This window comes from Bartonella heixiaziensis (assembly GCF_046245125.2).
Classification (GTDB): Bacteria; Pseudomonadota; Alphaproteobacteria; order Rhizobiales; family Rhizobiaceae; genus Bartonella; species Bartonella heixiaziensis.
In genome coordinates, this window is sequence record NZ_CP176404.1 from 1,493,483 (window position 1) to 1,520,482 (window position 27,000).

At 38.7% G+C, this 27,000-nt stretch carries 15 protein-coding genes; 8 read left to right on the top strand and 7 right to left on the bottom strand.

What is annotated here, in order from left to right:
* Positions 1-10 precede the first annotated feature (10 nt).
* From ACKC4Y_RS06515 to ACKC4Y_RS06535, 5 genes are all read right to left on the bottom strand, one after another.
* A complete protein-coding gene (locus ACKC4Y_RS06515) occupies positions 11-1,000 on the bottom strand; it encodes a phage late control D family protein (protein ID WP_409362159.1) in 990 nt (329 codons plus the stop codon).
* Positions 1,000-1,254 carry a tail protein X gene (locus tag ACKC4Y_RS06520; RefSeq protein ID WP_375647897.1) on the bottom strand — a complete coding sequence of 85 codons (255 nt, stop codon included), beginning with the start codon at positions 1,252-1,254 and terminating at the stop codon, positions 1,000-1,002. Before ACKC4Y_RS06520 ends, ACKC4Y_RS06515 begins: the two co-directional genes overlap by 1 nt.
* On the bottom strand, positions 1,251-1,697 hold the full coding sequence (locus ACKC4Y_RS06525) for a phage tail protein (RefSeq protein ID WP_409360969.1): 447 nt from the start codon (positions 1,695-1,697) through the stop codon (positions 1,251-1,253). The genes ACKC4Y_RS06520 and ACKC4Y_RS06525 overlap by 4 nt, the downstream gene beginning before the upstream one ends.
* Before the next feature lie 13 nt (positions 1,698-1,710).
* On the bottom strand, positions 1,711-2,091 hold the full coding sequence (locus ACKC4Y_RS06530; protein ID WP_409360970.1) for a hypothetical protein: 381 nt from the start codon (positions 2,089-2,091) through the stop codon (positions 1,711-1,713).
* A 652-nt stretch (positions 2,092-2,743) separates the two neighbouring features.
* A complete protein-coding gene (locus ACKC4Y_RS06535; RefSeq protein WP_409360971.1) occupies positions 2,744-3,874 on the bottom strand; it encodes a metallophosphoesterase in 1,131 nt (376 codons plus the stop codon).
* A 780-nt stretch (positions 3,875-4,654) separates the two neighbouring features.
* Here ACKC4Y_RS06535 and ACKC4Y_RS06540 point away from each other — a divergent pair.
* The 8 genes from ACKC4Y_RS06540 (at position 4,655) to ACKC4Y_RS06575 (ending at position 24,345) form a co-directional block, all read left to right on the top strand.
* Positions 4,655-8,017 carry an autotransporter family protein gene (locus tag ACKC4Y_RS06540; RefSeq protein ID WP_409360972.1) on the top strand — a complete coding sequence of 1,121 codons (3,363 nt, stop codon included), beginning with the start codon at positions 4,655-4,657 and terminating at the stop codon, positions 8,015-8,017.
* Between the two features lie 668 nt (positions 8,018-8,685).
* Positions 8,686-12,888 carry an autotransporter outer membrane beta-barrel domain-containing protein gene (locus ACKC4Y_RS06545; RefSeq protein ID WP_409360973.1) on the top strand — a complete coding sequence of 1,401 codons (4,203 nt, stop codon included), beginning with the start codon at positions 8,686-8,688 and terminating at the stop codon, positions 12,886-12,888.
* Positions 12,889-13,496: 608 nt separating this feature from the next.
* Positions 13,497-15,983 (top strand): autotransporter family protein, encoded by a 2,487-nt coding sequence (locus tag ACKC4Y_RS06550; protein WP_409360974.1) that lies wholly within the window; start codon positions 13,497-13,499, stop codon positions 15,981-15,983.
* A gap of 558 nt (positions 15,984-16,541) precedes the next feature.
* Entirely contained in the window at positions 16,542-18,884 is a 2,343-nt protein-coding gene (locus tag ACKC4Y_RS06555; protein WP_409360975.1) for an autotransporter family protein, read from the top strand.
* 234 nt (positions 18,885-19,118) lie between these two features.
* Entirely contained in the window at positions 19,119-19,460 is a 342-nt protein-coding gene (locus ACKC4Y_RS06560; protein WP_409360976.1) for a hypothetical protein, read from the top strand.
* A 169-nt stretch (positions 19,461-19,629) separates the two neighbouring features.
* Positions 19,630-19,809 carry a hypothetical protein gene (locus ACKC4Y_RS06565; protein WP_409360977.1) on the top strand — a complete coding sequence of 60 codons (180 nt, stop codon included), beginning with the start codon at positions 19,630-19,632 and terminating at the stop codon, positions 19,807-19,809.
* Positions 19,784-21,349 carry an autotransporter outer membrane beta-barrel domain-containing protein gene (locus ACKC4Y_RS06570; RefSeq protein ID WP_409360978.1) on the top strand — a complete coding sequence of 522 codons (1,566 nt, stop codon included), beginning with the start codon at positions 19,784-19,786 and terminating at the stop codon, positions 21,347-21,349. Before ACKC4Y_RS06565 ends, ACKC4Y_RS06570 begins: the two co-directional genes overlap by 26 nt.
* 137 nt (positions 21,350-21,486) lie before the next feature.
* Positions 21,487-24,345, top strand: coding sequence for an autotransporter outer membrane beta-barrel domain-containing protein (locus ACKC4Y_RS06575; RefSeq protein WP_409360979.1), 2,859 nt, complete (start codon positions 21,487-21,489; stop codon positions 24,343-24,345).
* Between the two features lie 1,539 nt (positions 24,346-25,884).
* Here ACKC4Y_RS06575 and ACKC4Y_RS06580 read toward each other — a convergent pair.
* Both ACKC4Y_RS06580 and ACKC4Y_RS06585 read right to left on the bottom strand, forming a co-directional pair.
* Positions 25,885-26,295: a flagellar protein FlgN gene (locus ACKC4Y_RS06580; RefSeq protein ID WP_409360980.1), complete on the bottom strand. Its 411-nt coding sequence runs from the start codon at positions 26,293-26,295 to the stop codon at positions 25,885-25,887.
* 93 nt (positions 26,296-26,388) lie between these two features.
* A complete protein-coding gene (locus ACKC4Y_RS06585; RefSeq protein ID WP_409360981.1) occupies positions 26,389-26,535 on the bottom strand; it encodes a hypothetical protein in 147 nt (48 codons plus the stop codon).
* Positions 26,536-27,000 lie beyond the last annotated feature (465 nt).

The window sequence follows — 27,000 nt, forward strand, 5'->3', positions numbered from 1 at the left end:
CCACCAACTTCTATTCTTTGTTGCTTTCCTTTCCCTTGTCTGGTGCTTCTAGTGTAATTTCTGTTGTATATCCGCTTTGTTTCTCATAGCAGTGGGTGACGGTAGCGGCTTTCCATGGACCATTGATTTCGCCTCGAAACCCTTGCAATAAAAGAGGTTGATCCGCCATGATTTCGGGGCGCCCCGCAAGGGTCAAAGAACCACTGCCCACAGCACGACACAACCTGTCCGACTCGGAAGCAGCAGCAGCTCGTGCTTCCTCCTCACAAGTGTAACAAGTCCGTAAACGCCGCACGGGACCGCTAAACCCTGTCTGATGCTTGACTTGGCATTGCTGCCCTTTTGAGCGATCAAAATAAGAAGCTTCAATGGTGCCATATTGCGTGCGTGGCTCTAATGTGAATTCCCAGCTGGAACAGTCATGCTTATGGATGTCGAGTGCTGGTAAATTGTCACCGCTTAAAAATAAAAACTTATTGTCCTTGATCAAAAAGCGTGCCCGCATGCGGTCGGCAAGGCGGGTTAAAAAATCAACAGCCGATTGATCTGTACGAATCACATAAGGTAAAGTTTGTTGAGTGAACTGAGGACTGACCTTTGCTTGATAGCCATGGCGTTTGGCCAGTGTCTCAACAATCTCACCAACAGTTTTGTGATCAAAATGCTCACTCGCCTGTTCTTTGAGTTCTTTGCGCATCGAAGCACTTTTACCGCAAAGGCGTAAGATCTCTCCATCACTGCCCCCACAACTCACAACCGATTCGACAACAAAACGCCCCATAAAAGCACTGATGCTGTTCTCATAGCCAAAGATCACCTGCAGAGCGTTGCCCGTTTGTGGAACCTCTAAATCATTGCCACCATCATCAAACTCTGCTTCAAATGTATCGGCTTCATTACCGGCATGGTCAGTGATAGTTGCGGTTAAAAGACGCTGGTAAAAAACCTCATGAACAGGTTTGTCTCCTACCTTGACCACAATAAAAGGGTGTGTGCGCATTAATCCCATAACCGCTTCACCATGCTTTGGGGATTAGACAACACAAATTCAGGCAGAATAACCGTTAAGCCCCGCGGTAAAAACACACCATATTTGGCAATCTCTGGATTGGCTTCCAGTGTGGCTTCTAAATAGCCGTTTAGTGCCCCAACTTGGATGCGGTCCCTGAACACTGCCATGGCATGGTGAAAGCAGATGAGATCGAGACTCATATCCTCTAACTCTACAACAACATGCTTTTCTGGTATCTTCATAGAATTTGTCCCACCTGATATTGACCTTGCGGTTTTCCTCCATTGAAAAAGGGCAAGAGACTAATGGAATAGCGGATGCGTTGTGATTGACCAGAGCGACTGATATAGTCGTGGTCTTTATTGATCGTGGTGATCACCACGGGACCATGGAGAAGGACACTATAGGTCGTATCATTGATCCAACGAAGCATCTGGACAGGCTTTGCTCTTCGAATGGTTTGGGCGATGGCATCAATGGCTACACGGTCACCAAATTCTTCTGGAAACCAAACGCCATGAATAGTCTTTGCATCATTGCCATAGCCGGTAAATTGCAAACTGGGTGCCTTGCCAAAACGCTCTAGGCAAACCCATGTGGCAGAAAACTCTTCTTCGAAAGATTGGAAATTCAGCCAGTCCACATAAAATTGATGCGGTCCTAACATCATCAAAGGATCTCTCATAGGCTCCCTCCCCTCATTCTGTCCCGCCATGCAATGCATTAGCGCGTGCCCGTTGAATGGCGTGGGCAACCGCACGACCGGTGGCCACAGGATCACGGGCGCCATTGACATGCACCGTGACATTTTGATTGTGGGTGATGGTGGAGTGATCTTTGCCTCTTTGTTCGCTACCCAATGGATTTGCATGACCAGCCCCCGCAAATTGTGCAATCGGTTGAATGGCTGTTTTGCCGCCAAGCCAACTTGGCAAATGGAAAAGGTCCGATAAATCAACACTGCCAATCCATTCTCTGATGCGGCTTGGCAAAGATTTAAAAAAATCGCTCAACCTTGTGATGGGTGCCATAAAGCCATCGACAATCCAATTGGCCAAATCCTCCCCTGCTTGTTCCATACCGGCCTTGGCATCATCAGAGAGCTTTTCGCGAGCAAAAAAGCTCTTTCTAAACTGAAACTTCTTAAAATCCCCTTTTTACACTTCTCTCCAAGCAAAGATAAAACTGTCAAGACATGTGAGTGTCATCTAAGGATAATTGCGTGAGACCATAACCAATATAAACAGACTCCAATATTTGTATCGTATTGTATCTATTTACTTACGTATAAAAGAAGAAGATAAAATTGTAATACAATTAAAAGTTCATACGGTTAATCAAGAGAAATTGTACAGCATCACAAAACATCAATTGTTTGAAGATTATAAGTAAAAAATTGATCAAAACAAAAAGCTTTCTTGGTAATTCTGAATACTTCCTCGACACACTCCTCTTCTCTTCAAAGATGAAAGCCTAAAAAGAAAAGAAAAAATAAAATAACAAACCATTATTCCGCTTTGTATTAAAGCTTTTGTATTAAAGCTCAGTTCACATTAAACCATTGCACTTATAGCGCTTAACCTGATATTTTAGCATTTTTGAAAAAAATATGAAAAAGATGTTTGATTTTTCATTCTACTTTTAAGTGACACTTAGATACTCTCATTGCTTTTCAAATCCGCACATATAATACGTTTTTCCTTCATCCTTAAAACAAAGAAAAAAATCCTATTATAACTGACTGCAACTTGCGGAAAATTGGGTGTCTTTTCCTATAACACCAAGATCTTTAATTAAAAGCGGTTTTCCTATTTCTCCATTATAGGCTTTAACGTGAATGGTCTTTCCCTTCACATCTATGAAGTAATAATCTCCATTAAAAAGCGCACCAGCTGTATAGATAGGGATATTTCCAAAAACCTTATCATTTTTCGCACGGCAATAAGACTGATAATGCGTGTGACCCACGAAGATTGCCTTAACATTATGAGAGGTAATAATTGACTTAAAGACCGACAAATCTTTAGCATTCTTTTTACGAATAAAAAAGGATTCACCATCAATGGAAGCAGCACGCGCATCATGAAAATTAATGATTGTCACTTTACCTCTTGCATCAGCAGCAGCTAAATCGTTCCTAAGCCAATCTAAAGATTTATTGATTTGCACCTGCATAGACTGTCCCATCAAACGAACCGTATAGCTTGGATAATTGTGAAGCTGCACATAGTGAACATCTCCATAATCCCAAGAATAACCCAAACTCCCCCTTATCGAGCGAATATTTCCACCCGAAATGGGAACCAAACTTTCAGTAACATCTGCATTGAAATGCGATAATTGACTACGATATTTTTTGATTTCCGATACCATTCTTGAAACTGCACTTATAGCACAAGCATCTTTGTAAAAACTGAATTCTTGAGGATTTGTACAATTACCAACATTATTGGCATAATCATGATTCCCTAGCCCCTCATAGACAGGCGCTCCAAGAGTTTTATAAATATTTTTATAATCATCATAGTTTTTTTGTTGTCCAAACTCCGTCAGATCACCATTGACAATATGGAACGCGGCCTTGTGCGCTTTTATCACACCAGCAACCTGCTCATTTATCTTTAACCATGGCTCTCTGTTGGATATTCCATTGGCATCACCAGAGTTTAAACGCCAGGGTTGCGGATCAGCCATGATGATAGCAGTATAATTTTTTGCAAGAGACTTTTCTTTCATAGACCAGCCCATGAATGCATCATGATAAAGCCTCTCGTCCCTTCTTAACTTTTCAGAATCAAGGTTAAAACAACCAGAGAGAGTAAAAGCAATCACGGTGATTACCAATTCAACTTTATATCTCATAAACCTATCACCATAAAAACGTTATATATTTTATTATATTATAAAAAATTCTTCAGAAGCAATTTTTTAGATTTTCTTGTCAAGAGTGTGTCAAAAATTCAAAAGAACGAAAGCAATGATCCTTCAATGAAGGTGCACTTTGATGATATAAAAGCACTGCTGGTTTCAAACCTTCAACTTCAAGCACTTTAATTGATTGAGATTTATACGCTTGGGCTCTAGTTCTTTCAAATGTCATCGATATATCAACCGCTTACCGAAAACTAGTTATTTATCAAAAACTTAGTAAATGTTCGTATCCTATTAAAATATCCCAACAGAAGAAAAAACTTGTTCTGTATGCTAAAATAGTCAACTCCTTTCGATATCAAGATCAAATACGTTAGAATCTTATGATAAATAAGGTAGAAATAATCAAAAGTGCTAGAAACAGTGTTTGAGTATTACCGTCATAACTCACTTTGATAAAATATAAAACTGCATAAGTATCACACAAAATATTATCATTACTTTATAAAAAAATATAAATTATGTAAGTATTATAATAATATTTAAATTACTATAATATATATTTACAATAAATTTAACTATACAATATAATTAATTATAATAACATTATACATTAAATATAAATTCATATAAGCTTAATATCAGTTAATTTTTAATTTTGACAAAAAACCAGAAATGTCTTACCAAATAAAAACAATTATCCATTTTTACTTCTTCTTATGAAGTTTTCAGGGGAATGAATATTTGGGGGCTCTCATAAGGAAAATACTGGTGTATAAAACATCCCTTTTATCATGCACGGCTACAGCCGCTATCATCCTGTTCAACATCCAGTTCAATGCACATGCTGAAACCCTCGAAGTTTCTGAGGGAAAAGCAGTACCAGTATCTGATAAAACCTACGAAACCATTCACGCAAAAGACGGTGGAAAAATTCATGGCAAGAATTTAACGATAAACAACCCAGATCTAATCTATTACGATGGATACGCTGTAACAGCTGAAGGTGCGAACAGTGTGATTGAATTACAGGATAGTAGAATTATTCCAAAACTTTATTCTGATATTTACCACGGTCTTGAAACCAAAGACGGAGCTACAATCAAAATGATTGGAGGTTCCATTGCAGCTGCCTCTGTTGGCGCTTCTTTTAATAACACGAATAGCAGCGAAAACATGCTAAAAGACGTAGTGATATCAGACTTAGATAAAGATGGCCTGCAATTACTCTCAGGAATAATTACCAAGGGAAGTACGCTCACCTTAAAAAACGTAACTGTTATGCATGCATCGCACGCTCTAAAGGCAGATGATCACTCGACAATAACAATCTCTGGAGGATCATTTGATGGAGAAATCGATGGAATATATGCTTCAAATGGCAGCACAGTTACTATCGAAAACAAGACTGAGATTACATCATCTCTTTTTTCTGGGTTACATGCTGATGGTTCAAAATCCAAGATCACAATGACTGGAGGAACAGTAAGTGGATGGGGTATAGGCACATTGTTTGCCGAAAACGGCGGACATATTAATGTCACTGGTGTTACTATAACATCGACAGATGGCATCGGAGACGGTGCACACGCCGATGGCTCTGGAAGCATAATTGAATTACATAATACAACGATTAAAGATGTTTCAACAGGTCTTTTTACACAACCAAACGGCACGATCAAGATGACTGGAGGTTCTATTACGGCTTCTATAATAGGCGCTTCGTTTAATAACAGTAAGAGCGCTGAGAACAAGCTAGAGAATGTGAAAATATCAAGTGGTAAAGACGATGACCAACAACTTTTCGGGGTAGTAGCCACTCATGACAGCAACCTTACTTTGAAAAATGTAACAGTTACTCAAGAAAATATAGGCATAGCCTCCGCTTTTAATTCTCAAATAAACGTATCAGGGGGAGAATTCAATGTAAAAACCTCAGGGGCATATGCTCAAAGTGATAGCACCATTATCATAAAAGACAATGCTACAATTAACGCATCTGATGGCAGTGGACTCCATACAAGCGGTCCACAATCCCAAATCACAATGACAGACGGAACAGTGTTTGGAAAAAAAGCTGCATTGTATACAGAAAACGGCGGGCATATTGATGTGACAAATGTTTTTGCAACAGCAAAAATCGGTGGTTTGCAGATCATGTCTCTCTCTTACACAGATCCCGATAATCCCCAAAAACGTAAAAGCAGTGAAATCAATTTGGTCAATACAAAACTTCACGTTAAAAATGGTACTGGAATTCTTATTGGAGCCTTCACTGACAACAATATTGAAAATAATGCAGATCTGGCAATCGGTACAGCAAATCTCAAAAATTCAGAAATCCATGCTGATATTTTACTAGGAAACGGCATTTATTGGAAAGACAAAGAGTTTTGGGACCAAGTGGGTTTAAAAGAGATCTCCAACGGCACCTTCACATTAAACGCTGATCAGTCTACTCTGGAAGGCAGAGCGAATATTGCTAAAGACAGAAATGTACACTTTGATCTGAAAAACGATTCAACATGGACGTTGAAAATCAGCAAAAACGAAAAAGATGATGATGGCAATCTCCTTGATATTGCTCAAAGATCTCGTTCTGATGTTTCTGTGCTAAACCTTAACAACAGCTCCATTGTTTTTAGCAAACCAACAGAAGATCATTACCAAACATTGCATATAGGTTCTGGTAAACCAGACAGCACAGCAGTCTACAATGCAACGGGTGATGCAAAGATTCACTTCAACGCAAAATGGAGTGATGGTGCTGCAATAAATGACCAAAAAACCGATAGACTTTTGATCAATGGGGATGTCTCAGGAACGACAGCAGTTTATGTTACGGGGCGCTTAGAAGATGACAATGTCGAAGCAAATACCTCTGCTGCGGCCAATGTCCGTGGTCTTTCACTCATTCAAGTTTCGGGAAAAGCAAAAGAAAGCTCTTTCAAACTTGTAAATGGCTATACCACAAGAGGTGGTTTACCGGATATGTATACACTACGTGCCTATGGACCAGACTCAAGCCAAGGCAAAGCCAATATTGCGCAAAACCTGTTTGATGAAAAGAATGAAAATTTCTGGGATTTCCGTTTGCAACCTGAAATTATTGAAACTGACACTGGTTCGGGTTCTGGCTCTGGCTCTGGCTCTGGCTCTGGACCAAGTGTGGCTGCTCTTGTACCACAGGCAGCAAACTATTTGGTCATGCCAACTGCTCTTTTCAGTACAGGATTAACAGATATGGTTAAACAAAACGCACTCTTAGCCAATATCAGAACATCCATCTCAGGAAAAGAAGAAGAAAAACAAACCGGTTTCTTCTTATACACCTATGGAAGCACAGGAACCTTATCTTCTGAACGCGGACCTCTCAAATACGGTTACGGTGCTGATATTCGTTATGCTGCTCTCCAAGCCGGTGTCACATTAGCGGCATTAGAAGGACAAAATACCACAACACATTTCGGTCTTGTAGGCACCTATGGACAGCTGTCGTTCACACCAAAGGATATGAAAGATGTAAGTAAGAGCACATTGGATAAATGGTCACTAACAGCTTATGGCAGCGTGCAGCATGACAATGGGTTCTATATGGATACACTGTTATCCTATGGAATTCTAAAAGGAGATATCGGCAATGCTCTCATTGGCAAAACTGCAAAGTTGAACGATGCTAAGATGTTGAGTATTTCCACCACTGTTGGCAAAGAATTTGCAACCAGTGTGGAAGGTTTAACCTTCGAGCCGCAAGCACAACTTGCTTATCAACATTTGATGTTTAACACCATTGAAGATGCTGATAATTTTACCGTTGATATGAACAATCCTTCTCAATGGTTGATCCGTGTTGGTGGACGTTTGACCAAAACCATTTCCACTGAAAACAGCCGTCCGATGTCTTTCTATGGAAAAGTAAACTTGATCAAAACATTTGGTGATGATGGTACCATCCAGATTGGCAGAAACTTTGACCTTGATCCTATGGGGCTTGCTATTGAAGGTGGCGTTGGCATCAATGCACAATTGTCTCATAATTTCTCCCTTCATGGTGATGTGAGTTATCAACAAAAGCTTCAAAAAACCGGTGTGTCAGGAGCAAGTTTTTCAGGTGGCATACGCTATCAGTTTTAAGACAAGACTGTAAAAGCAAGCATATTTCTTCTCGCTATGCATTAACAAAAAAGGCAGCACAATATGCTGCCTTTTTTGCATATTAAAGTCATCTTTTTTCCTTTTTAAATGCCCTTCCCTCTCCACATAGAGCTCTTTGCGAAAATCAGCATCCCCAAATACAACAAACGTAACAAAGCACCTCATTTCCAATGGATGAAGAGTACTTCCTATTTTCGGAAAATAGATAAAAACTTGAAGTCTGTTGGAAATAAATTAGCACCACCGTGTTGAAACATAAAAACGCACTTTAAACCCAAATAAGATAGCTTTGTTAAAGCTTCTTCCACTGCCTGTTTTTTCATTCCCCAATTGAGACCATTCAATAATCCCTACAATCAATTAAAAGATCTCATGATACCACTATCAGTATCCAATAATATTTCCCTGAACAGTAATAATTTAAAATTATAATACTTTAAATACACCCAACCATAAATACATTATGTGTTCAATGATAATATTTAAAAAATTTGAATATCAATTAAGTGTTATTTTTGACAAACCGCCGAAAATAACCTACCAATAAAGATGATTATCGAAATTAATAATACTTAGTCCATTTTCACTTCTTCTTATGGAGTTCGCGGGGAAATGAATATTTGGGGGCTCTCATAAGGAGAATATTGGTGTATAAAACATCCCTTTTATCATGCACGGCTACAGCCGCTATCATCCTATTCAACATCCAGTTCAATGCACATGCTGAAAGTCTCGAAGTGTCTGAGGGAAAGACAGTATCCGAACTCGGAAAAACCTATGAAACTATTCATGCAAAAACCGGCGGTAAAATCACTGGCAAAGATTTAACCGTGATCGGAAATAAAGATATAAATTCAAGCGAAAACGAAACCGCTTATGCTGTCACGGCTGAAAATCCTGACAGTGTGATTACACTACAGGGTAACACAACCATTAAAGGGACTGATTTTGTCATTTCCTTAGGCGTTGAAGCAAAAGACGGTGCTACATTTCAAATGGATGGAGGAACCATTACCGTTTCCGACACTGGTGCTCTCTTCTGGAACAATAATAACAAAGAAAGCAAGCTGAAAGATGTAACGATATCAAGCGGTAAAGACGATACTCCACTGAATTTTGGAGTAATGGCAAACAAAAACGGTACAGTCACTTTAGAAAACATAAAAATAACGCAAGCGCAAGTTGCCGTAATTGCAAATGACCATTCGACAATAACAGTCTCTGGAGGCTCATTTGATACAAAAGAGGCAGCAATATCTTCTCAAAACGGCAGCACCATTACTTTAATCGATAATACGCAAATTACATCTGATAACGCTGGGCTCTACGCAGAAGGTCCTGACTCCACAATCACAATGACCGGAGGGAACGTAACAGGAAAATTTTCGGTATTGGCTGCAGAAAATGGCGGGCATATTAAGGTCACAGATGTTGCTTTAACAGCAAAAATAATAGATGCACACGCTGGCGCGGGCATTACATATGGACTCGGTGCATTTTCTGAGGGCACTAAAAGTGTAATTAAATTGCTTGGAAATACAACAATTAATGATAGTATAATCGGGCTTCAAGCACAAGACAATGGCGCAATTGGTATGACTGGGGGAAGCATTAAAGCTTCTATAGTTGGTGCTGTTTTCTCTAACAGTAGGAGTGATGAAAACAAACTGGAAGGTGTCACAATATCAAGTAGTAAAGAAGGTGCGCTACTACACTATGGAATAGACGCAGACAAAGAAAGTACGGTCGCTTTAAAAGATGTAACCGTTACGCAAGCAACCAATGCCATAGTTGCAGATAATCATTCGACAGTAACAGTCTCTAGAGGATCATTTGATACAAAAGGTGTAACAATATTTGCTCAAAACGGCAGCACCGTTATTTTAACCGATAGTGCGCAGATTATATCATCTGAGAATACCGGACTCTATGCAAAAGACAATGGTACAATCAGCATGACTCACGGAACCATTAAAGCTTCCTACAATGGTGCTTCCTTCGAAAACAGTAAAAGCAAAGAAAACAAGCTGGAAAATGTGGCGATATCAAGTGTTAAAAACGATGCGCTACTAAACTTTGGAATAAAAGCGGACAAAGGAAGTACAGTCGCTTTAAAAGATGTAACCGTTACGCAAGCAACCAATGCCATAATTGCAGATAATCATTCGACAATAACAATCTCTGGAGGATCATTTAATGCAAAAGGTACAACAATAGGTGCCACAAATGGCAGCACCATTACTTTAACTAACGGTGCGCAAATTGCATCATCTAAGAACTATGGACTCCATGCAAACGGTTTAGAGTCCACCATCACAATGACAAAAGGAAGCGTAGTAGGATTTAAAAAAGCATTGAGCGCTGACAATGGCGGACATATTAATGTTACGAATGTTTCTCTCTCAATAGTGACGGGTGGCGGTTCTAGTGCCTATGCCTCCGGCCCTAATAGTGTGATCGAATTGCATGGAACAAAAATTAATCATGCTTTTTCTGGGCTTTATGCAGAAAACAGTGCCATAATTAAAATGACTGGAGGCACTATTACAACTTCTACAGCGGGAGCTACCTTTTATAACAGTAAAAGCGACGAAAATAAGTTGGAAGATGTAACAATATCGAGCAGTCAAAAAGGTGAAACGGTAGTGTTTGCAGGATTAAACTCCCAAGCAAGCAATGTCACTTTGAAAAATGTACACATTACAAATGCAAAATTCGGTGCATCTGCAATGAATCATTCTAAAGTAACGATATCAGGAGGATCATTTGCTGGAAACGATATAGGGGTAAATGCAGAGAGTAGCAGCAGCATTACTTTAACCGACAATGCTCAAATTACATCATCGGGTGGTTATGGACTCCATGCAGACGGTTTAGAGTCCACCATCACAATGACGACAGGAAGTATAACTGGAAAAGAGGCAGCATTGGCTGTTAAAAACGGTGGGCATATTGATGCAACAAATATTTCTGCGACAGCAGAGAAAAATGGCATAAAGTTTGAAAATCCTGAAGAAAATACAACCTCAGAAATCAACTTAACCAATGCAACACTTCACATTAAAAGTGGTATTGGAATTAATGTAGATGAGTCAACCGGCTCAATCAATCTTGGCAAAAAATCAAAAATCCGTGGTGATGTTTTATTAGTAAACAAAGATTCAATAAAAGGAAATAATTTCACTTTCACACTCAATTCTGATGACTCCATATTAGAGGGTAGAGCAAAAATTATTAACAGCCCTAAAACAGTCTTTAATTTGCAAAACAATACACAATGGATTGTAAAAACCAGTACAAAAGAAAAAGATAAAGATGGCCAACTACTTGATATTGCTCAAAGATCTCGTTCTGATGTTTCCACGCTTAACCTCAACAACAGTGCTATTGTTTTTAATGGACCAACAGAAGAGCATTATCACACATTGCATATAGGTTCTGGTAAACCAGATATGCAAGAAGTTTACAAAGCCTCTGGTAACGCAAAGATTTACTTCAACATTGCTTGGAGTGATGGCGTTGCAAGTGCGGACCAAAAAACCGATAGACTTTTGATCCACGGTGATGTCTCAGGCAACACAACAGTTTATATCAAAAGCGATTCAGGGGATAAAAACAGTGTAGTAAATGCTGCTAATCCTTCGAATATAGGTGGCCTCTCGCTTATTCAAGTTTCGGGAAAAGCGAAAGTAGACTCCTTTAAATTAGCCAATGGCTATACCACTCTAGGTGGAGCACCTTATAAATATACGCTGACGGGATATGGACCAGAGTCAAGCCATGGACAAGCCAAAGTTGAACAAAGTCTCTTTGATGAAAAAGATGAAAAATTCTGGGATTTCCGCTTACACAAGGAAATTCTTGAAACTAGTTCTGGTTCAAATGTGATCGCCCTTGTACCACAAACGGCAAGCTATTTGGTCATGCCAAATGCTCTCTTCTATAGTGGATTAACAGATATGGCTAAGCAAAACGCGCTCTTAGCCAATATCAGAACATCCATCTTAGGAAAAGAAGAAGAGAAACAAACCGGTTTCTTCCTTTACACCTATGGAAGCACAGGAACTTTATCTTCTGAACGCGGACCTCTCAAATACGGTTATGGTGCTGATATTCGTTATGCTGCTCTCCAAGCCGGTGTCACATTAGCGGCGTTAGAAGGACAAAATACCACAACACATTTCGGTCTTGTAGGCACCTATGGGCAGCTGTCGTTCACACCAAAGGATATGGCAGATGCCGGTAAGAGCACATTGGATAAATGGTCACTAACAGCTTACGGAAGTATACAACACAACAGTGGTTTCTACGTTGATACACTCTTGTCCTATGGTATCCTCAAGGGAAATATCACCAATGCTCTCATTGGCAAAACCGCAAAGTTGAACGATGCTAAGATGTTGAGTATTTCCACCACTGTTGGCAAAGAATTTGCAACCAATGTGGAAGGTTTAACCTTCGAGCCGCAAGCACAACTTGCTTATCAACATTTGATGTTTAACACCATTGAAGATGCTGATAATTTTACCGTTGATATGAACAATCCTTCTCAATGGTTGATCCGTGTTGGTGGACATTTAACAAAAACCGTTTCTACTGAAAACAGCCGTCCGATGTCTTTCTATGGAAAAGTAAACTTGATCAAAACATTTGGTGATGATGGTACCATCCAGATTGGCAGAAACTTTGACCTTGATCCTATGGGGCTTGCTATTGAAGGTGGCGTTGGCATCAATGCACAACTGTCTCATAATTTCTCCCTTCATGGTGACGTGAGTTATCAACAAAAGCTTCAAAAAACCGGTATAACTGGAGCAGGTTTTTCTGGTGGAATACGTTATCAGTTTTAAAGCAAGACTGTAAAAGCAAGCGTATTGTTATTCTGTACGCTTTATCACAAAGGGCAGCACAGTGTGCTGCTTTTTTAATTTATAAATCCGAATTTCTCCATTACAACCCCCTTTCCTTTTTACCAATAAAAAATGCAAACTATTTGGATTCCTTTGTTTCACATTGAATAAAGCACGACATCGCCTTCCTTACTTCTTCATACTTATCCTTCTTTGCTGCTTCCATACTCAAATGATCTTCTCAAAATTTTTGATTTTACTCATTTTGGTGGTAGCTCATAAAGCAATATCTTCCGCCTCAATCCTGTAGGGCTTTAATGCCAACAAACTTTGGTTAGTGCTCAATGTTTCAAATATCATCTTTATGGTCATTCAATCAATGAATATAGACTTATCAAATTAGGCTTTTTGGAATCCATTTTTCCACTGGTTGCATTACCATTTTAAAAGATTTTCTGAAGCAGTTTTTTAAAGAAGAAAGAACACTATTTTACACTTCGTTTTGTTGTTTACAATAAAAACATAATGATATAAAAGCTGTCTGGGTACTTGCGCCATCAGGGGAATGAAGTAAGCATCAAAGCATACCAAATACTAAAGGCATATCTATGTGTAAGAAATCTATTTATAAGAAAAATTTTTTGTTATGTACAATTGCTGGAACTTTGATTTTTTCTCATTTCGGTTCAACTTATGCAAATACATCAGCTCCTGAAATTTTGGGGAAGATTGAGTTAAATAAGGGAGAAGAAAAGACTTTTAATAATGTTTTTGTCCGTGATAAAGGACCTGGAATATTAGCGCATGATAAAGCAGCTATCACAATTGTAAAATCAACAATACACACAGAATTGTCTGCACTTTTTGTATCAACAGGTGGACGCATTCATGCTAAAGAAATTGAAGCAAATACAGTGTACAAAGGTTTAGAAACAACGAATGGTATAATCAACATTGAAGATTCAACCATAACCGTCCAACGAGGAGGTGCCGGTGGTATCGTTTTTTATGAAACCCCAAAAAATAAAGTGAAAGAGGGAGAGCAAGTTGTCAACCAAGTGAATCTTACCAATACAAAGCTTCTTGTGGAAGATGGCGTCGGTATTCGGGGACCTTATGGTTCAAAGGCTGTCGCTGAGGTTCATCTTAAAGATTCAGAAATTCGTGCCGATATGTTATTGAGAAATAAGACAAAACGTAAGTACCACGACGACGATACTCTTCCTGTCTCTCTTACATTAACTGCTGACAATTCGATTGTAGAAGGAAGAGCAAGAACATTAAAAATAAATACAACAGTTCTTACTCTGAGTAATAATAGCAAATGGTATTTAAAGGTCAGTCAAGAAGATATAGATACTGATTTTAATACTTTTAATTTCGATCTCAGTGATATTAAACAACGGGCACTTTCTACCGTTTCGGTACTAAACCTTAATAATAGCTCTATCGTATTTAATGCACCGCATGCTCTAGCAAAGAGCCAATATCAAACCTTGAGTGTAGGAAGAACAGCTGAGGTTTATAAATCAAGAGACAATATGATCCCTACTGTGGAAACAGCTTACCATGCAACAGGCAATGCAAGGATTTATTTTAATACCGAATGGAGTAGTGGTCTAGCCAAAGAACAACAAAAAACGGATCGCCTCCTTATTCATGGGAATGTGTCAGGTACAACAGCAATCTATTTCAATAGTCTTTCCAACAATAAGAAAGTGAAGGCTGAAGATTCCGTTCCCTCGAATATGCGTGGTATTTCACTCATTCAAGTATCTGGAAAAGCAGAGGAAGATTCCTTCAAGCTCGCAAATGGCTACACCACAATGGATGGATTGCCTTATAAGTATATGCTGAATGCCTATGGGCCAACATCAAGCCGTGGAAAAGCCAATGCGCAGCAAAGCGTTTTAGGAGAAGTGTCTCAAGAATCAGAAGAAAATACTCTTAAAGACTATACAAGCTATGTTATAAAAGGGAACACTATTGAGGGAGTTTCAGAAAATGACAAAGGTGAATCAGCGTCAAATCACGGAGAAAGAGGTAGCGTTCAAAAGCTTTTAAGAGAAGCTGATAATTTCTGGGATTTCCGTTTGCAAAGTGCTACTCTCGATAGTGAAGCAAAAATCAAAGCCCTTGTGCCTCAAGTGGCGAGTTATTTGGTAATGCCTCAAGCTCTATTCTCCGCTGGACTTTCAGATGTAAGCAATCAAAATACTTTGCTAGACACGATGCAGATAAAAGCCCTTGAGACAAAGGCTAATAAAAACAAAGGGATCTTTTTATCTACCTATGGCAACAAGATCACATTCTCTTCCAGCCGTAGTTCCTTGCAATATGGCTATGGTGCTGATATTCACTATGGTGCCTTACAAGCAGGTGTTATATTAGCAGCGCTAGAAGATCAAAATATTACCACAAATTTTGGTCTTTTGGGAACATATGGGAGATTAGCTTTCACCCCAAAGGATATGGAAGGTGCTGACAAAAGCACTCTAGATAAGTGGTCCCTTGCCGCATATGGAGATATCCGTCATAATAATGGAATCTACGTCAATGCACTCTTCTCCTATGGAGCTCTCAAGGGAAACATCAGCACAACTCCTAGGGGAAATACTGCAGAATTGAATGACGCAAATACATTTAGTGCATCAGCTACTATTGGACAAAAAATAGAAACCAATGCTGAAGGATTGTTCTTTGAACCACAAGCGCAACTCATTTATCAACGTCTTATGCTTGGCACCCTCTCAGATGTTGATGGCTTTGACGTGAATATAGGCACTCCTCATCAATGGTTAGTCCGTATTGGTGGACGTTTAACACAAAATATCTCTACAATGAAAGAAGGGAGTGCTGTTTCTCTCTACGGTAAATTAAACGTTATCAGAGCTTTTGGTGATAATGATGCAATAAAAATTGGTGATACTTTCCACCTCGATTCGATGAAAGATTCAGTTGAAGGTGGACTTGGTGTGAATGCGCAATTGTCTCAAAACATCACACTTCATGCTGATGTTAACTATCAACAGAAACTCCAAAAAGCTGGTGTATCTGGAATGTATCTTTCCGGTGGAGTGCGCTACCGCTTCTAAAATCAAGCAAATATAAAGTGCAATATATACTTCAATATAAGGAAGTGTGTATTGCGCTTTTTTTCGATTTGTAAAAATCGAAATTATTTTGTTACAGTCTCTCTTTCCCTTTGATAAATAAAAAGCATAAGATATTTCGATTTTTTTATTATATCTAAAATATAAAATACACAATGCACCCTTTGTCTCTTCTTTTTTGCACAAGGAGAGGTGCCTGAAAACTTTTAGAGCGTTTATGAATATCTTTTACCTTAACTGCTTATGACTTTCATGGCAACAAACTTTGGTTGATAAGCCATGTTTCAAATACTCTGTTTTATAGATTTTTTTTAAGTATAAAATTGCCAAAGTAAATTTTTGGGGACTCATTTTCCACTCATTTTTATGACCCTTTTAAAAGGTTTCCTGAAGCAAATTTCCTAGTTTTAAAGAGTATTGTTCAATAATTCGTTTTGTTGTTTACAATAAAAATATAATGATATAAAGGTTGTCTTGGTACTTGCGCCATCAGGGGAATGAAGTAAGCATCAAAGGCATACCAATAATAGAGGCATATCTATGTGTAAGAAATCTATTTATAAGAAAAGTTTTTTGTTATGTACAATTGCCGGAACTTTGATTTTTTCTCATTTCCGTCTAACTTATGCAGATACATCACCTTCTGAACTGCAGGTGCTTCGTGCGGATAAGAGAGGAGAAGAAAAGACCTTTAATAATGTTTTTGTCCGCGGTAGATTTTCTACAGCGCTTGCTGATGACGAAGCCTCTATTATTATTAAGAACTCAACAATGCGCGCAGATGCGATTTTGCTTTCTGCATGGACAAGTGGACGTATTCATGCTAAAAAAATTGTAGGAAAGTCAGATTCTCGCGGTTTGGAAATTGCAAATGGCATCGTCCATATTGAAGATTCAATCATAAATGTTTCTGGACATCATAAAAGTCGTGGTATCCTTTTTGATTACATCCCGGATTCCAAAGTAAGAGAGGGCGAAGAAGTTGTTAATAAAGCAATTCTTACCAACACAAAACTTCTTGTTGAAAATGGTATTGGTATTCTAGGACCAGATTATGCAAAATCTGTTGCTGAGGTAGTACTTAAAAGTTCAGAAATTCGTTCTGATATATTATTAAAAAATAAAATCCCAGAAGATTCAAAAGATACCGATCCTCGCACTTTTATATTAAGCGCTGACAATTCGATTATAGAAGGACGAACAAAGACTTTCCCTCAAAATACAACGATTTTTACTCTCGACAATAACAGCAAGTGGTACCTAAAGATTAGTCAATTTGAAGTAGATAAAGAATTTGACAGCTCTAAAGGGTACTTGCTCACTGATATTAAACAACGGGCACAGTCTATTGTCTCATTATTAAACCTTAATAATAGCTCTATCATATTTAAGGCGCCACATGAACAGGCAAAGGATCAATATCAAACCTTACATGTGGGAAAACAGCCAACAGTTGAAGTTGCGAAAGCAGAGCAAAACAGAAGCTCCCATGCAACAGCAGTCTACAATGCGACAAGTAATGCAAAGATTTATTTTAATACCGAATGGAGTGATGGTCTAGCCAAAGAACAACAAAAAACGGACCGTGTTCTCGTTCATGGTGATATCTCTGGCACCACAACAATCCATTTCAACAATCTTTCAAAAGACGAAAAGTCAGAAGCAGCGGATTCTATTCCCTCGAATACACGTGGTCTCTCACTTGTTCAAGTTTTTGGAAAAGCAGAGGAAAATTCCTTCAAGCTTGCAAAGGGCTACATCACAATGGATGGATTGCCCTATAAGTACACGCTGAGTGCCTATGGGCCAACATCAAGCCGTGGAAAAGCCAATGCGCAGCAAAGCCTGTTGAGAGAGAATGAAAGCTTTTGGGATTTCCGTTTGCAAAGTGCTACTCTTGATCCTGAAGGAAAAATCAAAGCTCTTGTGCCACAAGTAGCCAGCTATTTGGTACTCCCCAATGCTGTATTCACCGCTGGATTTGCTGAGGTGAAAAATCAGGATATACTGTTAGACAACATGCGGGCAACGAACTTTGGAGAAAAGGATAATAAAAAGAGAGGTATCTTCTTCTCTACTCACGGCAATAAGGTCACCTTATCTTCTGATCGTGATCCATTACAATATGGCTATGGTGCTGATGTTCAGCATACAACAGTACAAGCAGGTGTTACATTAACAGTGTTAGAGAAACAGGACATCACCACGAGTTTTGGTCTTTTGGGCACATATGGGAAATTAGCTTTCACCCCAAAGGATATGGAAGGTGCTGAAAAAAGTACACTTGATAAATGGTCTCTTGCAGCATATGGCAGCATCCAACATAACAATGGCATGTATATCAATGCGCTCTTCTCTTACGGAATCCTCAAGGGTAATATCACCAGGGCTCTTATTGGAAACACAGCAGAATTGAATAACACAAATACATTGAGTGCCTCAGCTACCATTGGAAAAAAACTAGGAACCAATACTGAAGGGTTGTTCTTTGAACCACAAGCGCAACTCGTTTATCAGCGCCTCACACTTAGCACTTTCTCGGATATCGATGGTTTCAAAGTGAACATGGGAAATCCTCATCAGTGGTTGGTACGTGTTGGTGGGCGTTTAACACAAACGATACTTCCTACTAAAGAAGGCTGCCCCCTCTCTTTCTATGGTAAACTGAATGTTATGAAAACTTTTAGTGATAATGGTACAATACAAATTGGTGATATGTTCCACCTTGATTCTATGGGATCTTCGGTTGAAGGTGGTCTTGGTGTTAATGCACACCTCTCTCAAAATGCTGTGTTCCATGCTGACGTTAATTACCAACACAAGCTCCAAAAAGCTGGCATATCTGGAATTAATTTTTCTGGTGGAATACGCTACCGTTTTTAGGAATCTTTGATCTTTCTTTTTGAACCCATAAGCAGCGTAGCAATGGAAGCGGCGTTGTTTATGGGTTGTGCATTACAAAAAAGCGTAATGTATTTAAAAGTTAATAAATTTATCACAAAAGAAAAAATATCAGGAAAATTTTTATGCATAAGAAGCATTTAGTATGCACAGCCACTTGTGCTTTATTTTTTTCTTATTTTAGCTTCAATAACACAGGGAATGCCTCTGGTTTAAATGCTTCAAACCCACAATACAATCGAGGGGCTTAATCATCACCTCCAAAGGACTTTAATCAACGATACTAAAGCAGCAACAAACAACCATAGAACGACGAGTTCTTTTGGTCGAGTTGGAAAGAATCCATATTTCAATCAAGCAATTCAAAATGATTTAAGTGAAATGAGAGGTCGCATTAATAGGTTAGCCTCATTTTCCGGTTACTATGGTTCTTCTGCACATCACAACGTATTGATGGAAAAACTTGGCCATGTATATGCAAACGCCCTAGCTAATCAATACAATCTTGAGGTTCTAAATAGCATTCCAAGAGCGACAACAGAAGAGCTTGAAATATAGCGTCTGGTGGCATGATGGGAGAAAATTCGTACTTCAGTAAGGAACTTCGAGAAGGATTAGAAAAAATAAAAAATGACGTTAACAAAGAATTCCAAGGTATCGGTCGCTATAATTCTGGTGAGCATAACTACGTGTCATATAAAAACTCAATGATGTATATACCCGTGCCATGGTTAACCAACACAATCATGATGTAAAACACATGCTGCTAGCCAGCGCAGTGCTTAGCCAACGCAATCAGAAACAATTAAAATCAGCAGAGGGTTTTTTACATCAACGAAGCAATGCAGCTACTCATGCTTTACAAAGCGCATTAAGCCTTGATGCTGATAATCAACAGCGTCCTTGATGCAGAGCGCAAACAATGGGTGAAGCAAGACAATCGCGGCTGGAATGAGCTGCAAAATAAAGCGAACATGTTGCGCGAAGTAGTAGCGGTAGATAACGCTTTACAAGAACAAAACAAAGCGCTTTCCGATACCTTGCGGGCAGAATTAAGGGATGCTTGGAACACCGATATGATAACAAAAGGTGAGAGCAAAGGAGAATCCCAAAGATCCTCTTTTCCATCTAAAGAGTATAAACCGTCTCTCATTTACTCCAACGCAAAGAAAGAGCGTGCCGTTAATGAATTGCATCCTGCTCTTAGTATGCCACAACGTAAGGATAAGAAAAATTCATTCCCGATAACAGGTGATGAAGTTATTCCACAGCATAGTGTCAATAAAGATTATAAATCTAGTGTTGATGTTAATCCAGATGCGAATATGAGTTTCTCAACAGCGAAAACCACTCTTAACGCATCAACAGAAATGCATCTGAATTTACTTCCAAAGCTTAATGCTGTTGAGGATACTGAAAAACCATCTACGCTTGCAGATGATAAGAAAAACGCAATTTTATCCCGTGCCTTTTTTAATCCTGAAGTAAAAGCCAAAACTCTCACGCCACAAATTGCGAGCTCTTTAATGATGCCTAATGCGATGTTTGCCGTCGGATTTGCTGATATGAACAATCAAAATGCATTGTTAGACAATATGCGAATAACAATGTTTGAACCAAAAGATAATAAAGAGAGAGGGATTTTCTTTTCTACTTATGGCAATAGGATTACGTTATCTTCCACCCCTAATCCCCCACAAGACGGTGCTCGTGCAGACATTCGCTATGCTGCATTACAAGCAGGTCTTACATTAATAACGTTAGAAGATCAAAATACCAACACAGATTTTGGTCTTTTGGGAACATACGGAAAATTAGCTTTCACTCCCAAAAACAGAGGGGGTTCCCAAAAGAGTTTGCTTGATAAATGGTTACTCACCGCATATGGAAACATTCAGCATGACAATGGCATGTATGCAAGTGCATTCCTCTCTTGTGGAATTTTCAAGGGAAAAATCACCAACGCTCTCACGAGAAATACAAAAAAAGCAAATGACCCAAGAACACTGGAAGCCTCTGCCACCGTTGGTCAAAAATTGCCAACCAGTGTTGATGGAATAACGCTTGAACCACAAGCACAACTTGTTTATCGGCGTCTTATACTTAGCACTCTCTCAGATGATGGAAACTTTAAAGTGAACATGGGCAATCCTTATCAATGGTTGCTCCATATTGGCGGACGTTTAACGCAAAACAAAGGCCATGCCATTTCTTTCTACGGAAAACTGAACATTATCAAAGCTTTTGATAGAAAAGAAGAGACTATCCAGATTGATGAGAGTTTTCAGCTTGCTTCTATGGGAACCTCTATTGAAGGTGGTTTTGGTATTAACGTGCACTTATCGCAAAATATCGCCCTTCATGGCGATATCAGCTATCAACATAAGCTCAAAAAAGCTGGCATATCTGGAGTGCATGTTTCCAGTGGAATGCGTTATCGCTTTTAAAAATACTTTGATCGATATCTTGAAATAGTAAGGAGCACCTATATATCCTGTTTTGTTACCTAGAAAAATAACAAAATGAGTTAAAGGTTTTATTTTTTATCAAAGGAGGGGGAATGAATACCTAGGAATGTACCCATATGAAAAAAAGCTTCTTACTATACACAGTTTCTGGAGTTCTCTTTTGCTCTTATCCTCTTAATGCAAATACATTACAGCTCCCCTCTAAAGATTCTTCACTTGAAAAACACTCTCTTGATAATTCGAAAGCTGAAAAACGAGTAAGGCGTACAAACCCTAGGTCTAAAGAACCTGTAAAGCTTATGGTATCTGAAGGAAATAGTGAAAAACCCAAAGCTGGAAATACTCTACCTGAAACACTTACAACGAGAGATACGGTTTCTGCCTCTAAACCAGAGCTGCAACTTTCTCGAATGAGTGCACAATCTCTAACGACACAAACTGAATCTACAGAAGATGTACAACTTCGGCCTACAGAGCCAAAAGCCATACGAAATGGCGTTGAAGACTCTACAACAGACACAACAAAAATTAAATCGAGAAAACGTCCAAGTGTAAACTCCTCTCCTATGAGTTCCACAGCCGAAGAGTCGCCATCTCGTCCTCGTATTTCTACACAGCCAACATCTGCAGAGCCCGCACCACTGATACTGCCAGCGCCAGAAAAACCAGCAGCAGCAGTAGAAGCAGCGCCTCAACAGCCTGAAGAACAAGTAAAAATTGAGGATATGAACTCTGCACTTGAAGTACAAAATGGTGAGACTGTAACACGGCATAACGTTAAAATTCACGACAAATTTGTTGCCATAGATGCACAAGAGGAAAATTCGACGGTAAAGATAATAAAAGGAACAGTTTCATCAGGCTTTATCGCATTGAATGCATCAAACGGTGGAAGTATTCATGCAACAGATATTAATGTGACAACACCTTCTGTTGGCTTGGTAAACATGCGTGGTACAATAAGCCTAAAGGATTCGACAGTGAATGTTACAGGTGACTATGGAGGTTATGGTATCGTTTTTCGCGGCATCTACACTATTCCCGAAGAGCAAGATGCCCATAATGGAGAAGATGGAAGTGATAAGGTCCAAGAAAAAAGCATTGTCAGTAAGGTGATGCTCACAAATACAAAACTTTTCGTTAAAAATGGCATTGGTATTGGCATTTATGGAATAACTGTAAACGGTGAAGTTAATCTCAAAGATTCAGAAATCCATGCCGATATATTAATGGAAAATAAAAAAACTGTTGAAGCTCCCCCGCATACCTTTACCTTAAACGGGGATCACTCTGTTTTAGAAGGTCGCGTAAATACACGAAAAGATAACAGAACAATCTTTAATCTAAGCAATAACTCAACATGGCTCTTACCATTTAGTAAAGAAGCAGAAGATAACGATCAAGATCCATCTGACTATGAGCTGTTTGATGTCGATGAAAAATCATACTCTAAACTTTCTGCACTAAGCCTCACGAACAGCAGCGTTGTGTTTGACAAACCAATGGCAGGACATTATCAAACTTTGTTTATAGGCTCTAAACCGCAGCAAGAAGTTAAAACTCCTAATACACCAGTAGCTTATAGTGCAACAGGGAATGCAGAGTTTCATTTGAACACTAAATGGAGCAGTAATTCTCCAGTGCAGGAACAAGAAACCGATCGTGTTGTTATAGATGGCGATGTATCAGGAAGCACCGTTGTTCACATCAATCTCCTAGAAAAGAATCAAAAAATAACTGATAGCAGTTCTGTTTGGGGAGAACACATGGCTTCACTTCCTTTAGAGACACATGGCATTTCAGTTATCCAAGTTTCTGGGAAAGCTAACGAAAATTCTTTCAAGCTAGCAGAGAAATATATGACGATGGGTGGTTTGCCTTATAAGTACATACTCACTGCCTATGCACCAGGGACATCCCATGCAAACCAAAACCTCTTTGGTAAAAATGACAAAAACTTCTGGGATTTTCGATTGCAGAATGCCTACGTTGATAGAGAGAAGAAGATCAGAGCAATTTTACCACAGGTCGCAAATTACTTAGTCATGCCCAATGCTTTGTTTTCCGCTGGATTTTCTGATGTGAACAATCAAAACGCGCTGTTAGAGAATATACACACAAAAGTGTTTGGAGCAGAGAAGAGTAAAAAGCAAAGCGTTTTCTTCTCCTCCTACAGTGAAAAAGTCACTTTATTTTCCAACCGTGACCCACTGCGTTACGGCTACGATGCTGATGTAAACTATAATGCTTTACAACTCGGTGTCGTATTGGCTGCACTGGAAGGTAAAGACATCAGTACACATTTTGGTCTTTTAGGAACATATGGAAAACTTGCTTTTACTCCAAAGGAGATGGAAGATTCTGAAAAGACTACGCTTGATAAATGGTCACTCACAGCATACAGTGGCATTCAACATAGCAGTGGTCTATACGTAAACACACTTATTTCCTACGGGAAACTGAATGGGAATATTACCACGGCTCTCATTGGAAATGCTGCAAAACTAGATGGCACTGAAACGCTCAGTGCATCTGCTATCGTGGGACAAAAATTAGCAACCAGTATTGAGGGGCTGATGTTTGAACCACAAGCGCAACTTGTTTATCAAAATCTCCTGTTTGATGTTCTCTCAGATGCCGATGGTTTTGAAGTGGATATGAACAATCCACATCAATGGTTGGTACGTATTGGCGGACGTTTGACAAAAAATCTCTCCTCCACTGAAGAAAACAAAGCTGTTTCCTTCTATGGAAAACTGAATGTACTTAAAACTTTTGGTGATGGTGGAACGATAAAAATTGGTGACACATTTTATCGTGATCCTACCGGATCTTCAATTGAAGGTGGCATTGGCGTTAATGCACACCTCTCTCGAAATATCGCACTCCATGGTGATATGAGCTATCGGAAGAAACTCCAAAAAGCTGGTGTATCTGGAACAAGTTTTTCCGGTGGAATACGCTATCGTTTTTAAAACAAAACCAATGTATAATTTTTCTAAAAGGCAGTACAATGTACTGCCTTTTTTATTAAATCTCCATTTCTCAAAAAAAATTATACAAAAATATTAAAACATGATCTGATATATAAACGACCATAGCCAAGCCACTATCAATCTTCACAAGCCAACGCACATTCCCATAAAATTTAGCGACCCCACAAAGTTTAATAACCAAAAAGGTCTCTCTCTAAATTTGGAAAAACAGGGTAAAATGAAAATATTGCATGATTTATTCCAAGCGATAATTTTGCATCACGTACTTTGATAAAACCTCTTCTATGCGTGAAGAATTGGTGCTTGAAGCACAAACACAACTTGCTTATCAAGCCTCTATGCCTGATGCATTCTCGAAGACTAAGAGCTTTAAAATGCATATAAAGAAATATACTGATGTATAATGATAACTTATCGTTTTGCAACTTGTAATGGGTACACCAACACCAAATACAAGAAAATCTTTGTATTTCACCTCCATTCTAATTCAGAATCACAAAAATCCTTTGCTTGCACATCATAGAGGAGGCAACATATGGATAAAAAAACATTTGAGAAAAAACGCGAAATGCCTTTATGAATCCTCTTCATGCAAAAGTAGATACAAAACTGGAACATATAACGAGGATAGCAACTTGTACCTTCATAATAAGCATAAAAAATGGTGAGAGCTCTCTAGATCTTGCGTTATACCTTTCATAAATGACACTGGAATATGGGAATTTGAACAAGGAGAGATGTTTCTTTAAGACAAAAGCGTGAATAAGCAACACGAAGCGTGCGATTATAATAAATATTATAAGCCATCACCACCATACTATTTATCAACTTGCAATTTTGTAACTACTCTTGCATGAAGATAGTTCATAAGAGATATTTTGACTCCTTTCTTCAATGTTCTTATTCACACGCTAATTCCCCTTGTAACGTGCAAATGGATAATTTTTATTGCTCCAACATACAACGGATTTGCAATAAGACAATCTTACGATATTCAGAGCTCTTATTCAAAATACAAATGATCAATTATCATTATAAATCAAATGCTTTGCTTATAATATATGAAAAATACCCATCATCAATGTTACAAAAATGGATAACACCTCCCCCCTACTCTATCGATGGTTCACTTATACACTTTCTTTATAACACACAGATACGAAAGACGTTTTCCCCTAAAAGGAACAAAATTTCATAGTAAAGATTCCATAAAAAGGTACCTCCATAGGAAGTGAAAAAGCTATTTTTCTGCTTAAAAACAACAGCAGAGAGCCCCTACTCTCCGAGGAAAAGTCCTCACAATCAACCAAAAGAAGAGAAAAATGCGTTCTCATCCAAAATCAATCTCTCTCACAGTAAAGGAGCAGATTTTTTTGCAATGCAAAAACAAAAACCGCGAAAATCAAAACCGCATAAATTGTGGCACCAAAGAGTAAAAGAAACCGAAGTTGCTCAATAAATTCACAACTCTAAGTACTTTTAAATTATTTAGGATGCCCGATATTGAATGAACTTGGATCACAGCTTCAAATCTGTTTCTTTTGCACACGCAGCTCCTTGCATAGCTTTCGAAAGATCGTTCACTGCACCCAAATGAATTTGAAGCAATTCACTATTACGACGTAATTTTTCCTGTAAATCTGCTAACAAGCTTTCGATCTCACTCTCAATATCTTCATTCATATAGCGTTTTATGTCGCTCATAGATTTATTAAGATCACGTAAGCCACGTGTTTTACATAAATTTATTTCTTCATAATCTGGAAGGCCACTGCTCTCTAGCATATTGCTTTCATAATCAATCACTTGTGCCAACCCCTTCACGGCAGCTACAAATTTTGTCATCGCCCACTCACGATCAATAAGGTCATTATCAAGAACTTTTGCTTTTGATGTAAAGCTCTCATCACCATATTGCACTACAGACATTTTTATTTCCCCTCTTCAACAGTATTGTCTAATCCTGATCTCAAATGAGAAAAATTAAACAACCTTTCTTCGTGCTGATACACTCGATTGGGTTCATTGTGCAATTATTGTACCGACAACAACACGACGATCCTTAAAAGCGTATATCTGTTTAACTTTCAACACATTGTATGAAAGCATATTTTTCTTATTTTGCTCAAAAACCGCCATTGGCACGATATCAATTCTAGAAAACGCCACAAATCCTCAAACCAATACGCAGCGGATATCACGAATTTCAAATCTTCGGCAAAAAACGACTATGCACTAGCTACCACATAAGCTCAACAAAAACTTGTAGCATATAAAGATCTAAATTCTTTAAAGATTTCAGCATTTTACCCTCCATAGCTTTTGACTTCACATGCCTCTGATCCTGCATGCCATTTGGCACACCACAGGATCAGCTTGCACAAATCCAGAAAGATTTACTCTTCTCACATGCTCTCTTCTGCATAAGACACAAGCATTGTACGCAAAACACAAGAAGAATACTCCTCTGAACAGATGGACCACACGACAACATCAAAAAAGATACCTAAAAACAGCTAAACAGCCACAGATTTCCCTTTTTCAATTATCATTCGCTTTTCTTTGCATTAGCTACTCATAGTATAGGATTTTTTTAGTCCTTTCAAGAGTTCATAAAAAATGTAAGGCTCCATA